This window comes from Pontibacillus marinus BH030004 = DSM 16465 (genome assembly GCF_000425225.1).
Taxonomy (GTDB): Bacteria; Bacillota; Bacilli; order Bacillales; family BH030062; genus Pontibacillus; species Pontibacillus marinus.
Window position 1 is genome coordinate 123,216 of sequence record NZ_AULJ01000001.1, and the last position, 16,298, is coordinate 139,513.

General features: G+C 39.8%; 14 protein-coding genes. 12 read left to right on the forward strand and 2 right to left on the reverse strand.

Features of this window, described 5'->3' with window-relative positions; translation table 11 throughout:
- The first annotated feature begins 3 nt into the window (after positions 1 to 3).
- A complete protein-coding gene (locus H514_RS0100680) occupies positions 4 to 1,440 on the forward strand; it encodes an aldehyde dehydrogenase family protein (protein ID WP_027445216.1) in 1,437 nt (478 codons plus the stop codon).
- 59 nt (positions 1,441 to 1,499) lie between these two features.
- Here H514_RS0100680 and H514_RS0100685 read toward each other — a convergent pair whose 3' ends face one another.
- On the reverse strand, positions 1,500 to 2,393 hold the full coding sequence (locus H514_RS0100685) for a LysR family transcriptional regulator (RefSeq protein WP_027445217.1): 894 nt from the start codon (positions 2,391 to 2,393) through the stop codon (positions 1,500 to 1,502).
- Positions 2,394 to 2,533: 140 nt separating this feature from the next.
- On the opposite strand from H514_RS0100685, the gene H514_RS0100690 reads away from it, so the two are divergent.
- The 10 genes from H514_RS0100690 to H514_RS22120 are packed head-to-tail and all read left to right on the forward strand — an operon-like array spanning position 2,534 to position 13,318.
- Positions 2,534 to 3,604, forward strand: coding sequence for an ABC transporter substrate-binding protein (locus tag H514_RS0100690; RefSeq protein WP_036841465.1), 1,071 nt, complete (start codon positions 2,534 to 2,536; stop codon positions 3,602 to 3,604).
- A 23-nt stretch (positions 3,605 to 3,627) separates the two neighbouring features.
- The gene (locus H514_RS0100695) at positions 3,628 to 4,518 is read left to right on the forward strand and encodes a carbon-nitrogen hydrolase family protein (protein ID WP_027445219.1); all 891 of its coding nucleotides are present in this window, start codon (positions 3,628 to 3,630) and stop codon (positions 4,516 to 4,518) included.
- 59 nt (positions 4,519 to 4,577) lie between these two features.
- Positions 4,578 to 5,357, forward strand: a complete 780-nt coding sequence (locus H514_RS0100700; protein WP_027445220.1) for an ABC transporter permease — start codon at positions 4,578 to 4,580, stop codon at positions 5,355 to 5,357.
- Between the two features lie 18 nt (positions 5,358 to 5,375).
- Positions 5,376 to 6,218: an ABC transporter permease gene (locus H514_RS0100705; RefSeq protein WP_027445221.1), complete on the forward strand. Its 843-nt coding sequence runs from the start codon at positions 5,376 to 5,378 to the stop codon at positions 6,216 to 6,218.
- 33 nt (positions 6,219 to 6,251) lie between these two features.
- Complete coding sequence (locus H514_RS0100710) at positions 6,252 to 7,535, forward strand: NAD(P)/FAD-dependent oxidoreductase (RefSeq protein WP_036841461.1); 1,284 nt, start codon at positions 6,252 to 6,254, stop codon at positions 7,533 to 7,535.
- A 26-nt stretch (positions 7,536 to 7,561) separates the two neighbouring features.
- Positions 7,562 to 8,641 carry an ABC transporter ATP-binding protein gene (locus H514_RS0100715; RefSeq protein ID WP_027445223.1) on the forward strand — a complete coding sequence of 360 codons (1,080 nt, stop codon included), beginning with the start codon at positions 7,562 to 7,564 and terminating at the stop codon, positions 8,639 to 8,641.
- A 42-nt stretch (positions 8,642 to 8,683) separates the two neighbouring features.
- The gene (locus H514_RS22115; RefSeq protein ID WP_051254949.1) at positions 8,684 to 9,802 is read left to right on the forward strand and encodes a C45 family autoproteolytic acyltransferase/hydolase; all 1,119 of its coding nucleotides are present in this window, start codon (positions 8,684 to 8,686) and stop codon (positions 9,800 to 9,802) included.
- A gap of 27 nt (positions 9,803 to 9,829) precedes the next feature.
- Positions 9,830 to 11,215: an aminotransferase family protein gene (locus tag H514_RS0100725; protein ID WP_027445224.1), complete on the forward strand. Its 1,386-nt coding sequence runs from the start codon at positions 9,830 to 9,832 to the stop codon at positions 11,213 to 11,215.
- Positions 11,216 to 11,230: 15 nt separating this feature from the next.
- A complete protein-coding gene (locus H514_RS0100730; protein WP_027445225.1) occupies positions 11,231 to 12,664 on the forward strand; it encodes an NAD-dependent succinate-semialdehyde dehydrogenase in 1,434 nt (477 codons plus the stop codon).
- 15 nt (positions 12,665 to 12,679) lie between these two features.
- Positions 12,680 to 13,318 carry a GNAT family N-acetyltransferase gene (locus H514_RS22120; protein ID WP_051254950.1) on the forward strand — a complete coding sequence of 213 codons (639 nt, stop codon included), beginning with the start codon at positions 12,680 to 12,682 and terminating at the stop codon, positions 13,316 to 13,318.
- A gap of 51 nt (positions 13,319 to 13,369) precedes the next feature.
- Here the strand turns inward: H514_RS22120 and H514_RS0100740 are convergent, their stop codons facing one another.
- A complete protein-coding gene (locus tag H514_RS0100740) occupies positions 13,370 to 14,521 on the reverse strand; it encodes a CdaR family transcriptional regulator (RefSeq protein ID WP_027445226.1) in 1,152 nt (383 codons plus the stop codon).
- A gap of 310 nt (positions 14,522 to 14,831) precedes the next feature.
- Between H514_RS0100740 and H514_RS0100745 the strand changes: the two genes are divergently transcribed.
- Positions 14,832 to 16,298, forward strand: coding sequence for a spore germination protein (locus H514_RS0100745; protein WP_027445227.1), 1,467 nt, complete (start codon positions 14,832 to 14,834; stop codon positions 16,296 to 16,298).

Here is a 16,298-nt window from a genome sequence, read left to right on the forward strand (position 1 = left end):
GTCATGGATTCTACATTAGTAAAAAAGGATCTGTATGTGAATGGGAAATGGGTCGAAGCTAAAAGTTATAAGGATCTATATGCGCCATACTCTCAAGAAGTATTAGCTGAGGTACCTGAAGCATCTGAAGAAGAAGTGGACCAAGCTGTTCAGTCAGCTAAACGTGCTTCAACTAAACTTAGAAAAATGCCTGCGCATGAGCGTGCATATATTTTAGAAAACATAGCAAAACTCATGGAGGATCGTTCAGAAGAAGCGGCTCAAATTATTGCTAAAGAAGCAGCAAAGCCAATTCAGACAGCGAGAGGAGAAGTGGCGCGGACGATTCAGACCTATAAATTTGCAGCAGAAGAAGCCAAACGAATTGGTGGGGAGACGATCTCTCTTGATGCTGCGCCTGGTGGAGAAAATCGTATGGCTTATACGGTACGTGAGCCGATAGGAGTAGTAGCAGCGATTACCCCATTCAACTTTCCAATGAACTTGGTTGCCCATAAGGTGGGCCCTGCTATAGCAGCTGGTAACCCTGTTGTTTTAAAACCAGCAGAACAGACGCCATTATCCTCTTTTTTTCTTGCTGAACTTGCGGAAGAAGCAGGTTTGCCAGCAGGTGGACTAAATGTAGTTACAGGCGAAGGGAGTATTGTAGGGGAAGCGCTTGTAACAGATGGTCGAATAAACGCAGTCACCTTCACAGGAAGCCCTGAGGTTGGGACTGGTATTCGAAATAAAGCAGGTCTTAAAAAGGTAACATTGGAATTAGGCTCTAACTCAGGAGTGATTGTAGATGAGGGAGTAGATCTTGATAAGGTTGTACCTAGAGCAGTTCAAGGTGCTTTTGCTTATCAAGGACAAGTTTGTATTTCTCTTCAGCGAATTTATGTGCACGAACAAATATATGATGCCTTCGTCGAGAAATTTTTAGAAGAGACGAAAAAGCTTGTCATAGGCGATCCATTAAGTGAAGATACCAATGTCTCTTCTATGATTTCTAAAAAAGATGTTGAAAGAAGTATTGATTGGCTTCGTGAAGCAGTAGAGGATGGAGCGGAGATTGCCTATGGTGGAGTGGCAGAAGGGACCACGTTACACCCTACTGTAGTGAAAAATGCGGGATTACATACTAAAGTCTCGTGCCAGGAAGTGTTCGCTCCTATAGTCTCAATTAACAAAGTATCTTCTGTGGAAGAAGGGATTAAATGCTTGAATCATTCTAAATATGGACTCCAGGCTGGTGTATATACGAATGACATCCATAAAGGCCTTGATGCTGTAGATGCATTGGAGGTCGGAGGTGTGCTCATCAATGATATACCAACATTCAGGGTAGATCATATGCCGTACGGTGGTGTGAAACAAAGCGGAACAGGTCGAGAAGGATTGAAGTACGCCGTTGAAGAGATGACGGAAATGAAACTTGTGATTTTAAATCGAAATTAAATGATAAAAACAGCCCCGAATGAAGCATTGGCTCATTCGGGGCTGTTTTAGTTATAAAATTACGGCCATAAGTTCGCAATCTCAATTGTATTCCCCATAAATCGATTCACAACAGGAGTTCTGTAGCGATTTTTCATGGTAACTAATACAAGCTTTGTTGTTAGTTCAGGCGCTTTTAACTCGACTAAATGGGCCTCAACGCCATTTAGAGCTTTATACATTTTTGGTGCAAACGAGATTCCAACCCCTTTGGAAACCATCTGAAGCATTGGCAGCGTTTCAGTCCCCCAATACACAATGTTGGGTGTGAATCCCTCAGCTTGACAAGATTCAATGATATGGTCAGAGATCCCGTATCCAAAGGTAGTATTAGGTAAAATAAAGTTCTCATCCTTTAAGTCTAGTAGAGATATCGCTTTTTTCTCAGTTAAATAATGATCTGGAGGCAGTGCTAATAGCAAGGGTTCTGTTAACAGTGTTGTCGTTTGTAAATCTTCCGCCTGGAAAGTCGTTCGCACGATTCCTAGATCGAGTTCTCCGTTTCTTAGTTCACTTAAAATATACGAAGAATCGCCTTCCTTAACCCTTGTTACGACATTAGGGGATTCAGAGATAATGTCTTGTACAACGCTAGGGATTAAAAATAGATTCGCAGATGTTATACACCCGACGCGTACAGTACCTCTTAAACCTTCTCCTTGTTCTTTTAATTCTAGTTTTATATCTTCTGTTTTGGATAAAAGTTCGACCCCTCTCTCATAGAGTAGTCTTCCTGTTTCAGTCAAAACTAGTCTCTTTTTATACCTTTGAAATAACGTGACTTGCATTTCTTCCTCAAACCGATTGATCAGGATACTAAGTGGTGGTTGTGTCATATTTAATGCTTTGGCAGCTTGTGAAATACTGCCGCTTTCAACGACTTGTACAAAATATTTAAGCTTATGTAAATCCAAGAAATCACTCCAAAAAATCATAGTATATTTACAGAATATATATTTACTATACATTATATATATTTGACGTTTATTTGTGAATAAATTTATACTGAATTTAATGAATTTTTACATAATTCAATCAAATTTGGAGGGGTATTATGAAGAATTTTGCCGGAATTTTTATGATGTTTGTTTTGGTCCTTTCTCTAGCTGCTTGTGGAAATGACAGTACAGCTGAATCTAAAGGAAGTGACGGAGAGAAAGAATTAGCTGATACGTTAAAAATCTTTAGCTGGGGCGATTACATTCCTGAATCTGTAATTGAAGGGTTTGAAGAAGAGTACGGTGTTGAAGTGGTTTACGATCCTTATAGCTCAAATGCAGAGATGATGACGAAATTACAGAGTGGTGCAGTAAACTATGACATTGTTGTTCCGACAGATTACATCGTCACAAGAATGGTAAAGAAAGACCTTCTGGCTGAAGTGAACTTGGACAACATTCCAAACTTTGAAAATTTAGAGGAATCTTTCAAAGAAAGAGCATATGATCCGGAAAATAAATATTCTGTTCCTTATCTATACGGAAGCATCGGACTTGCTTATAACAAAAAGAAAGTCGATAACGTGACAGGTTGGAAAGACTTATGGAACCCAGAATACGCAGGTCACATTGTGTTATCTGACGTTGCTCGTGAAAGCGTTTCCGTAGCAATGCAAAAGAATGGAGACAGTGTGAACAATCCGACTGAAGAGAACCTAGAAGAAGCGAAAAAAGCATTGAAAGAGTTAGACCCTAATGTCAAAACCTACACAAGTAGTGTTTCAGAGGTGCTAGCTAGTGGAGATGATGTATGGTTAGCTGCAGGATATTCTGGAGCAGTAGGAAAAGCAATGAAACAAAATCCGAACCTTTCTTATATGCTTCCAGAAGAAGGCGGGATTCTTTGGATGGATAACTTAGCTATACCTAAAATCAGTGATAACCAATACACAGCTGAAACGTTCATCAACTACCTTCTTAGACCAAAAGTAAGTAAACAGATTTCTGATGTCATTCCATACAGTAACCCGAATGCTGAAGCAGTAGCTTTAATGAGTGAAGAGACAAAGCAGAATCCTGCTATGTATCAACCAGAGGAGAAACTGAAAAACGCTGAATGGTTTGAAGATCTAGGCCCTGACTTACAGAAAATAGACCGTGTTTGGAGAGAAGTGATCGGAGACTAGTAACGCATTAGGGGAGGCAAAAGATGAAAGTTAAAGCGGCTGTTGTGCAGTACAAACTTAAAGATATCAACGACAAAGTTGAATTTGCAGAACAGATTAAAGGATATGTGAAAGAAGCAATGCAAAACAATCCCCACTTCATCGTTTTCCCAGAGCTGATCACTGCTCAACTAGCGAATCTGAATGAAGGGGAGCCTACAGAAGCTATATTAGGTGTTTCTGAACACACAGATTTTTATATCAACTTATTTAAGTCACTTAGCATATCAAATAATGTCCACATTGTTGGTGGTTCTCACATTATTCAAGACATTAGTGGTTCTTATTTAAACCGTTCCTATCTCTTTTATCCAGATGGTAGCTTTGAATGCCAGGATAAAATTCACCTAACCCAATGGGAAAAGCAACAGTGGGAACTATCTCCTGCTGAAAAAGTGAGAACCTTTGATACAAAATTCGGAAGAGTAGCTTTACTCGTTTGTTATGATATCGAATTTCCTGAAATATCACGATATGCAATGGAACAAGGCGCAAACATTGTTTTCTGCCCTTCATGGACCGTAACTGAGCGTGGTTTAAACCGAATCACTCTTTGCTCAAGGTCTAAAGCCATTGAAAACCAGTTGTTCGTGGTACAAACAGGGATGACAGGTGAATTAACAAGATTCCCTGAAATGCAGGTGAACGTTGCAAAGGCGGGGATTTACTCTCCATGTGATCGTTTCTTTTCAGAAGACGGGATCATACAAGAAGGGAACTTGAATGAAGAAATGGTCATTTTCGGAGAAATGGATTTAGATTTACTTCATGAATCCAGAGAGGATGACAGTTCCATCGGTATTCCTCTTATAAAAGATATGCGTAAGGACATGTACTCAACAGAATTTAAAAAACAAATCATAAGAAATCATTAAACAACTACAGCAGGGTTACGAACCGTAATCCTGCTGTTCCATCAAAGGGGAGGAGTACATTGAGAGCTCGAACAAAAAAGGTTTTATTCAGTTGGACCATACTCGTTTACATATTTTTTTATGTACCTATTTTAATACTCATGATTTATTCCTTTAATGATTCAAAAATAAGCACGTCTTGGCAAGGATTCACGTTTGATTGGTATAACAAATTATTTAGCAACTCTGCAATCGGAAGTGCTGTGCTTAACAGTTTGACTGTCGCACTGTTTACGACTTTAATTTCACTTATCATCGGAACAACAGCTGCGATTGCGTTATATCGATATGACTTTCCTGGAAAGAAGTATATCGATCTTCTATTCTATTTACCCATTGTCATTCCCCCAATCATTATTGGTGTTGCCCTGTTGACGGTTTACGCACGGTTAAAGGTTGCTTTGGGAATTCAAACCATTATCCCAGGTCACGTTGTGTTAACGACACCATTTGTAACCATGCTCGTTATGTCCAGATTACAAGGGTTTGATCATTCATTAGAGGATGCAGCTAAGGATTTGGGAGCTAATGCGTGGAATACATTTTGGCGAGTCACGCTACCACTGATTTTTCCAAGTATTCTATCAGGAGCTCTATTATCTTTTACGATATCAGTTGATGAATTCGTTGTATCCTTCTTTACAACTGGACCGGGAGCAAGCACCTTACCTGTTATGATTTATTCCATGGTTCGAACAGGAGTAACGCCTGAAATCAATGCTTTATCTACAATAATGATTCTTGTAACCGTCTTTGTTGTTCTTCTAGCAGAGAAATGGAGAGGAACCTTAAACAATTAGAGAAAGGAATGGGGAATTATGGAGAGATCGACTAAGAAAGCCTATACACTTCTTTCGCCTAGCCTGCTTTTATTCCTGGTATTCTTAGCCGTTCCCGTCATCATGATTATTATCATCAGTTTTACAAAAAACGATGGATACGGCGGGATCATATATGAGTTTACCCTACAAAACTATAAAATCGCACTAGAATCCTTGTATTTAAAAATATTCTTAAGGTCCGTGTATTGGTCATTCTTGATCACGGTAACGTGCCTTCTGATTGGTTATCCATTTGCTTATTTCATTTCACATATCAAGAAGTATAAGAACCTATTACTCTTTCTTGTAATTATTCCATTTTGGACAAACCTTCTCGTTCGTACATATGCCTGGATAATTTTGTTGCAGAATGATGGCGTGATTAATGGATTTCTAAAAGCAATGGGATTCATTGAAGGACCAATTCAAATGCTATATACACCAGGTGCAATTCTTGTAGGACTTATATATGGTTTCTTACCTTTCATGGTCCTTCCGTTATATACGTCCATTGAAAAGTTAGATCGTTCCTATTTAGAGGCTGCTGAGGATTTAGGTGCGAGTCCGATTAAAACCTTTTTCAATGTAACGGTTCCATTGACGATGCCTGGAATTATAACAGGGTGTTTTATTACGTTTATCCCGGCTCTTGGAATATTTGTTGTGCCGGACATGCTTGGGGGAAGTAAAGCAATTATGATCGGAAACATTATCCGTGATGATTTTCAGATTAATATGAACTGGCAGCTCGGAGCTTCTGTTTCAGTATTAATCATGACAGTTGTGTTAGCATCCGTGTTCATATTCTTAAAACTATCCAATAACAAAAAAGCATTTTAACTGAATCTTAGAAAGTAGACAGGAGTGAATCTCATGGACTTGATGCCATTATGGGAAGCAACTTCCAATAACGTAACCAAACGCGAACCTTTAGAAGGAGATCGACATTGTGATGTTGTTCTTATTGGTGGTGGTTTTTCAGGACTATCAACGGCGTACCATTTACAAAAAGAAGGCTATGATACGGTCATCTTGGAGAAGGACAAAGTGGGTGGTGGAGCTAGCGGTCGAAACGGAGGTCAGATCCTAACTGGATTTTCCGATAGCATGAGCTCTATCTTAGAACAAAAAGGGATTGAAACAGCTAAAGCTATGCTTGATATGTCTCTTGATTCGATTGATTTAATTAGTCAGATCATTGATGAAAACGAGATTAGCTGCGGCTTTCACCGTAACGGGCATATTGTGGCAGCCTATAAAGATTCGCATGTAGATAAACTGAAGAAAGAACAAGAAACCTTGAAAAAGCATTTTGACTATGATGTGGATGTGCTAGAAAAACATGAGCTCTCTAATGAGCTGAACAGCCCATTATATAGAGGCGGTAGTGTTGATCCAAACAGTGCCATGTTCCACCCCTTCAATTATGCCATTGGTTTAGCGGATACGTTAGAAGGCATGGGTGGAACCATTTATGAAAAAACAGAGGCGACCAATATTAACCATGAAGCTTCCAATAAAGTTGTGGTAAGTACACCGAACGGTCGAGTGATTGCAAAAGAAATTGTACTAGTGACAAATGGTTACACATCAGAAAACTTACACAAAAAGATTGCTAGAACGATTATTCCTATTGAAAGCATCATGATTGCTACTGAGCAACTACCTGAAGATGTTGTATCAAACTTAATCAAAAAGAATCGAGCATGTTTTGATACCAAAAACCTACTCTATTATTTCAGGCGAACGGATGATAATCGAATTGCATTTGGAGGTTCTGGAAGGTCCACAAGTAAGAGTGACGAGAACAACCTATTCAATAATCTTCATAAAGGACTATTAGATGTGTTTCCTGAGTTAGAAGATGCGAGTATTGCGTATCGCTGGGGCGGCAAAGTTGGTTTTACACGTGAATTCCTTCCGTATATTGGACGACTGGATGATGGTACGCATTTTGCTTATGGCTATGCCGGCCATGGAGCAGCCATGTCGACGCTACTTGGTAAGGTTCTTGCAGAGAACATTATGGATAATGATCGTGGGTTCAGTCCATTAGAAAAGAAGGAATTAAAAACGATTCCTTTTTATAGTCAGCACGCCAAAGTCGTTAACTTGATGAAATACTATTATAAAGTTCTTGATTCTATTAAAAATTAAACTTTTAATCCTGAGGAGGATCAATCATGTCAGACAACAACATGGTAAAAATCAAAGATGTTGTAAAATCCTTCGGTCAGCATCAAGCTGTTAAAAATGTATCCATTGATATTAAACAAGGAGAGTTTCTAACTCTATTAGGACCCAGCGGTTGTGGGAAGACGACAACGTTACGCATGATCGCAGGCTTCGAATCGATTACATCTGGAGAAATCGTGATTGATGGGAAGAGTGTTGCATCTCAACATCCTTATGAACGTGATGTAAATACAGTATTCCAAAGCTATGCACTATTTCCTCATATGTCAGTCGAAGAGAATATAGCCTTTGGATTGAAAATGAAAAAATATAGCAAAGCAAAGATAAAAGAGGAAGTTGAACGCGTTCTCAATCTCGTCCAGCTAGAGGGCTATGGAAAACGCAAGCCAGACCAACTAAGTGGTGGACAGAATCAGCGTGTTGCGATTGCAAGAGCTCTTGTGAACAACCCAAAAGTATTGCTTTTAGATGAACCACTTGGGGCATTGGACTTGAAGTTAAGAAAACAGATGCAGATCGAGCTAAAGCATTTACAGCAAAAACTAGGGATGACATTTATTTATGTTACGCATGACCAAGAAGAAGCCCTTACGATGTCAGATCGTATTGCTGTTATGAATGATGGACATTTAGAACAATTAGGTACCTCTAGAGAAATCTATGAAACACCAAAAACGAAATTTGTTGCGGACTTTATCGGTGAAACAAACTTGTTTGAAGGTGAAGTAGTGGATTCCTCAGAAATTAATGCCGTTGCATCTGTAGAAGGAAACCAAATTCCGATTAAGCCGATTGATGGATTATCGCCAAATAAAGACATCACACTCACGATTCGTCCTGAGCTTACTTGGATTGAAGGAAGCGAGCCGAGCAATGGAAAGCCATCCCTACAAGGTAAGTATGTTGAGAACATTTATGTCGGTTCTGTGCAAAAGGTCATTGTCGCATTACCTAGTGGAAAGAACATTGTCATCAACGAATCACCGATGAATGCATCAGATTTAAGTCCAGGTGATGAAGTCAATGTCTGTTGGGACGTCGATAAAGCAGGTGTCCTTACATCGTAAGTTCAAGGCTGACAATACTCTCTAAGAAAGAAGGACGACAGTATGATTAAACATTTACAGTTACAAGGTACATATAAAGAAATTGGAAGGATTCATGGAGAACAAGGAAAGCAAGAAGTGATCAATAGTTTAGAAACCTATGAATCTCTTTTTAAAGGATACAAGCAAATCACTTGGAAAGAAGCAGGAGAAATCGCACTAACGCATTTACCGGCCATTGAGCAATACGATTCAGATCTCGTAGAAGAGATGCAAGGGGTCGCAGAAGGAGCTGGGGTAGATTTTGAAGATATTCTTGCTCTAAACACTAGAAGTGAAATTGCCTTAGCTAACTACAATTCAAATACCGTGAAGTTCTCAGATGGTTGTACTTCGATTGGAACAACACCACCTCTGTCTGATGATACAATTGTCGGTCAGAACTGGGACTGGAAAGCTTCTCAGATTAAGAGCTTACTTCTATTAGATATTAAACAGCCAGGTAAGCCAAGTATTCAAATGGTTACAGAAGGCGGTATTATTGGGAAAATCGGATTTAATACATCTGGTGTGGGTGTCGGATTGAACGCATTACTCACAAACAAGAAAAGCGAACAAGTTCCTATTCACTTGGGCCTTAGAGCCGTTATGAATTCAAAATCTCTTACGGAAGCCGTATCCAAAATAAAAGGTGGCCAAATGGCATCAACCGCTAACTTTTTAATTGGAGCAGATCAAGGAAATGGTGAATCCATGGTAGCTAACTATGAAGTCTCTCCATTCGGTATTGATATGCTGCCTGCAAGAGAAGGAAAGGTTGTCCATTCCAATCACATCATTTCTGATCAGATAAAGCAATTTGTTGAAGATCGAAACGAATTTAAGTTTGATGATTCCTTAATTCGAAAGGAAAGAGCTGAACAGCTTCTTTATCGTCATCTTTATTCTGGGAAGAAGATCGATGAAACATCTTATAAGAGCTGGCTATCTGATTTATTTAACCACCCGAACTCGATTAATCATTCCGAAAATCTGAATGCTCCAGAGCATCGGCGTATGGAAACCGTGTTCTCGATTATTATGAATCTATCTCAGCAAACGATGGATTTATGTGTTGGAAAAGCTGATCCAAACAATTTTAAACATTACAGTGTGAAGGAATCATTTTTTACTGGCGTTTAACAAACCAGAAAACAGGAGGCGAATGATATGGTACAAAGTGTTCAACCAACAGAGTCTAAATTGAAAAGCCTTGCAGAGATGGATAGTAAGCATTATTTGCATCCAACAACGATTCCGAAAAAACATGCCGATCAAGGCCCGAAGGTTATCTTTTCGGAAGGAAGTGGGATCCATGTGAAAGATGTGAGTGGCAAACGTTACATCGATGGCGTGTCTATGCTTTGGAATGTAAACCTTGGTCATGGAAATAAAGAGTTGGCAGAAGCGGCCCAATCTCAGATGTCTAAGCTTGCCTTCAGTTCCTCTTTTGCTGGCTACTCTAATGAACCTGCCGTTCACCTCGCTGAAAAGTTGTCCTCCCTTGCATCTGGAAGCTTAAACAGTGTGTTCTATACATCTGGTGGTTCAGAAGCAAATGATACTGCGTATAAGTTAGCACGATTTTATTGGCAGTTACAGGATCAACCGAGGAAACAGAAGATCATTGCTTTAAAGCAAGCCTATCATGGGGTCACGATTGCAGCAGGTACGGCAACGCACCTAACAGGCTTCCATAAGTTTGGTGGAACACAGTTCGAAGATGTATTCCACGCAACGCCACATGTTACAGAATGTGAACAGGGAGACAAGAGTCATCCGAGTTATAAAGGATGTATCCGAGACATCATTGAGTCGGAAGGAGCAGATACTGTTGCAGCAGTTATTTTAGAACCTGTACAAGGATCTGGTGGAGTTCATTTACCTCCTGACGGTTACATGGAATCTGTAAGAGACCTCTGTGATGAACACAATGTATTAATGATCGCAGATGAAGTCATTACTGGGTTCGGACGCACAGGGAAGATGTTCGGGGTAGATAACTGGAATGTTGTACCTGATTTAATGTGTGTGGCAAAAGGGATCTCAAGTGGTTATACACAACTCGGTGGTGTGTTACTTCATGATCGCATTCGAAACACAATAGTCCAACATGACCAAATGATGGCGCATGGCTTCACATATAGTGGACACCCAGCCTCATGTGCAGTTGCCCTGAAGAATATCGAAATTATTGAACGCGATCATATCGTAGATAACGTCAAAGCTATGGAAACAGAAATGAATAAAGGACTTCAATACTTAGAAGAAAAACATCATACCGTTACCAAAACGAGAAACATCGGCTTGATGGGTGGTTTCGAACTCTATGAAGATCCTGCAACGAATAAAGAATTTCCTTTTGACCTAAAAGCTGGATTAGAAGTAGGTGAAGAGTGCTTCAAGCGACAACTTATATTGAGAGCACTTGGCTCGGCAGACGGGAAAAACGTGGTAGCCATTGCACCGCCTTTAATCATTCAAAAACAGGAAGTTCAAGATATGATCAACATCATGGATGAGGCCATTACAGCCTTTGAAAAGAAACATCGATAAACGCGCTCTGAAAGGATGAACAACTTGTATATAAACGGTAGATGGATTGAATCCACAGAACATACGATAGAAATCATCAACCCCGCCACAGGTGAACATGTTCAGGAAGTTGCTGCCGGTGGACAAAAGGAAACTAAAGAAACCATTGATGCAGCAAAACAAGCCTTTAAAATGTGGAAAAATAAAACCGGAAAAGAACGAGGCCAGTACTTAAAAGAAATTGCTCGTCTAATGGTGGAGAAAAAGGACGTACTGGCAGAAGCCATTACAAAAGAGATGGGGAAACCTTTTGAAGATGCCAAGCGAGAAATTCTTGTAGCAGCTGATTATACAGAATGGTACGGCGAGGAAGCAAAGCGAGTATATGGAGATGTGATCCCTGCCTCAGTCCCAGACAAGCACCTGATGGTTGTGAGGCAGCCAGTTGGTGTGACAGCAGCTATCACACCATGGAACTTCCCAGTATCCATGATTACAAGAAAAATTGCTCCAGCTCTAGCAGCAGGCTGCACAGTAATTATCAAACCTGCACCATCGACTCCACTATCTGCAATTGAAGTCTTCAAATGCTTCCATGAAGCTGGACTTCCTGAAGGGGTAGCTAATCTGATTATTGGACCAGCGGAAGAGATCGGCCCAGAATTAACTTCTAATAAAGACGTTCGTAAATTAACGTTCACTGGCTCCACAAATGTTGGGAAGCATTTGATGAGGGAGTCTGCAACCAACGTAAAAAAAGTATCGATGGAACTTGGCGGTCATGCTCCATTCCTTGTATTTGAAGATGCTGATATCGATGAGGCTGTCAAAGGTGCATTATTAACGAAATTTAAAAATGCGGGCCAAACATGTATTAGCACAAACCGAGTATATGTAGCAGAAAGCATTGCAGAGGTTTTCCAGCGAAAGCTAACGGAAAAAGTTGCAGAGCTTAAAGTAGGAAACGGAATGGAAGCAGGTGTTGATGTAGGTCCTCTTGTTAATGAACAAGCCTTAGAAAAAGTTCAGGACCACGTCGCTGATGCGATCAAGCACGGTGGGGAAGTGTTAGTTGGTGGTAACACGTTTGAAAAAGAAGGTCTGAGCGGAAACTTCTATCAACCAACAGTTATTGCAAATGCCAATGAATCTATGAAAATCGCAACCGAAGAAACATTTGGTCCCGTTCTCCCTGTATTCACGTTTACGAATGAAGATGATGTGATCGAGAGAGCCAATCATGATCGCTACGGCTTAGCTGCTTATTGTTATACGAAAGACATGAGCAGAGGCTATCACCTGATGAACGAATTAGAATATGGCATTATTGGTATCAATGACCCAGGACCTGTAGCGGCTCAAGCACCATTTGGTGGTGTGAAAGAAAGTGGTGTGGGTCGAGAAGGTGGAAAGCACGGAATGGATGAGTTTGTCGAAGAAAAGTTCGTTTCAATGAATGTAAAACGATAATGGAGGAGGGATACGATGACAGAATCGATTCTGTCCAAATCCGAAGGCTTAATGATCAGAAGAATTCAACCAGAAGATTTTGATCAAATCGTAGAACTTGCTGTAATGGGATTCGGAGAAAAGGTTGCTTTTGAACATAAACATTATATCAGTCAGCAAAAACAATTCCCAGAAGGGCAGATATGTATTGAGGAGAATGGGAAAGTCATTGCATCGTCTTCTAGTCTGATCGTTAATTTTGATGATTATCCTGACCAACACTCCTATAAAATGATTTGTGATGAAGGATACATTCGAAATCATAATCCAAATGGAACGCACCTTTATGGAATAGAAGTTGTGGTCCATCCAGATCACAGGCAGAAAAAACTTGCACAGAGCCTTTATGCGGCAAGACGTGAGCTTTGCAAGGAGTTAGGTATGAAAAGTATTATGATTGGAGGTAGAATGCCTTACTACCATAAATATGCTGACCAGTATTCTGCATTGGATTATGCAAATGAAGTGATAAAAGACAATCTTTACGATCCCGTTCTTACTTTTCAAAAGAAAAATGGATTTGTATTAAAAGATGTCATTCACAATTACATTCCAGATGACTATGAGTCGAAAACATACGCTACCTTAATGGAATGGAAGAATCCAGAAAGATAGATAAGCGGTGCCTGTCACCACCCGGTTTTAAATCCGGGGAGTGCCAGGCACCTACGCATGCAACGTCTTAATAAACAACAACGTCTGCAACTTCATCGCTTCGTGAAAGTTGCGAGGATCAAGCTCCATTTTGTGCTTTATGCTATCCAAGCGATACTGAAGTGTATTACGGTGAATAAAAAGCTGTTCCGCAGTCTTTTTATGATTCAGATCACATTTGAAAAAGATCTGAAGCGTTTTCTCTAATTCTTTTGATAACCCTTCTAACTGAGGTCGATATTGATTGAAAAAATCCTCACGCGTTGAAGCAGGAACGCTTTCAACTAAGCGCAACAGACCCCAATCTTCTATGTGAGACACCTTCGTATTTTGAAACCGTTCCAGTAACTGAAGCGCCTGATTCGCTTGAAAATATGATTTTCGATACCCTTCGATCGTTTTGTATCCGCTCCCTATACTGACATAAGAAGTGTAGCCTTCTGAAGTAAGATAACGAATGAGCTTTTGGCCCATTGCTTTGGATTGATCCGGATCGGTTGAAGAAGGGAGGGCTATGAAAAAGAGCCCCTCTTGTAAGTAGGCATAGTAAACGCGATCCTGTGTCACGAGCGATATCATGTTAAATAGTCTTTCCTTTTCGCTCAACATGGACTGCAGTTCCTGATTTTGTTCAAGCTTTCGAATCTCTTCAACACGTAAGAGTAATACAGACATCGGTAGTGCGTGGTGTTGAATATGGAGGTAATGTTTCGCTATCGAATCGAGCTTGTTAAACGGAACTTCTCCAGGTGTAATAAGGTCCAATACCCACCCTTCCATCACCTGCCGACGATATTGGGTTTGGTTGTTCATATCGATTTGTTGAATCAACACTTCAACCGACATCTGAATCACGCGCGTCACCTGATACAATTCATCAGGATTCCCTGTAACCCCAACGACCCCAACGACTTTTTGGTTAAATGTAATGGGGAGGTTGATTCCAGGCTTGGTACCCTTCAATGTGTCGACATCGTTTTCGTGGATGACCATCTTTTCTTTTGACTCCAAAACCTGAATTGCTCCATCATGCCTTTGGTTTATACGGTTCTTATCTCCACTTGCCACGATAATGCCATGGTGGTTCATGATATTAATATTAAAATCAACGAATGACATCACTCTTTGTACGATTGGATAGGCGAGTTCTGTAGTGATTTCCATGGTAAACCCTCTTTTATGTGTATCTCGCAATTTTGTTAGTATCTATTGTAACTTGTAGTCGTGCCTGTCACCACCCGGATTTTGTCGAAATAAATGGTTCGACAAAATCCGGGTGGTGACAGGCACTTCTTAACAACACACATAGAAAGAACAGACGTCATACAGAAAAGAGGATGAGCCAATAAGGCCATCCTCTTTTTTGAGCACTGTTTTTAATGAATATAAAGAATGAAATAGATAAAGACTTATTGTATAAGGAAAGAATCATGTATCCCAATTTATCCAATGGAGTGAAGAAAAAGGTGTTTATATGAAAAAACGATCACTTCCTACAAGAAAAAAGAATGCATTATCATCTTTTTTAGCTGATCTGGAGAACAGAAGTGATTTTACCTACTTGAATATAAAGAAAGAATTCGTTGTACATATTGGTTATTATAATTCAGTCACAGACCATGAACAGCTCCAGAGCAAATTTATACCTTATATTAAACATTTAAGTTTTCGCTCTGTCCAGGAGTTACATAACATCTTACCAGCGGGGGATATCCATCTTCTACATGACCCTGAAAAGATAGATGACCTTATGCTGAAAGGGTATGTGATGATTTATTGTGGTGAATCTCCTGAAGAGTGCTTACTGTTCCCTTTACCTGTATTTAAATCTCGGCAAATATCGATTCCTGAGGTTGAATTTAGTGTAGTTGGGCCCAAAGAAGCATTTGTTGAGAGTATTGATACCAATATTAACCTTGTACGAAAAAGGATCCCTTCACCTCAATTGAAGTTTAAAGAGTTACACGTGGGAGATCTCACACAAACAAAAGTATGTGTAGCTTATATTGAGGGAGTTACAAATAAAGAAAATGTGAATACAGTTGTTCAAAGGATTGGAGATATACAGATTGACCAAGTTATTGACAGTTCTTATATACAACAAATCATCTCAGATGACAAAAATTCACCCTTCCCTCAGTTACTTGATACAGAAAGGCCTGATCGGATTGCGGCTATTTTATCTGAAGGAAAAGTAGCCATATTCGTTGATAATTCTCCTCATGTGTTGATAGGTCCAACGACATTAGTGGAATTTTTCTCTGCATTTGAAGATTATTTTTTAAATTGGACGATTGCGTCTATATTTCGTCTTATTCGATTATTTGCCGTATTCTTCTCGATCTTAAGTACACCTATTTATGTAGCCGTACTCACACACCATTACGAGATGATCCCCAAAGCCTTACTAGGGACACTTGTTAGTTCCAGGTCTCAGGTGCCGTTTCCACCAATATTAGAGGCGATAATTTTAGAGTTAACGATTGAATTATTACGAGAGGCTGGAGCACGATTACCGACAAAAGTTGGTCAGACAATTGGTATTGTGGGTGGTATTGTAATTGGAACGGCATCAGTTGAAGCGGGGTTAACGAGTAATGTGTTGTTAATTTTCGTAGCATTGGCTGCATTAGCTTCCTTTACAACTCCGGTATATAAAATGGGTAATACGATCCGTTTAATTCGATTTCCATTTTTAATTACAGCCCATGTATGGGGATTGTTAGGGATAAGTATAAGTATCTGTTATATTATGGCCCATTTATTAAGGCTAAAATCACTAGGTCGTCCTTTCTTAGAGCCCATATATCCGTTTCGCTTTAAAGATTTAAAAGATGCTTTTATCCGTTTGCCTTTTTCAATGGCTAAAAATCGGCCGTTAGAGGTTCGTTCCAACAAACCACCTCGATTGAATCCGGGAGAGGGTAGGGATAATAAATAA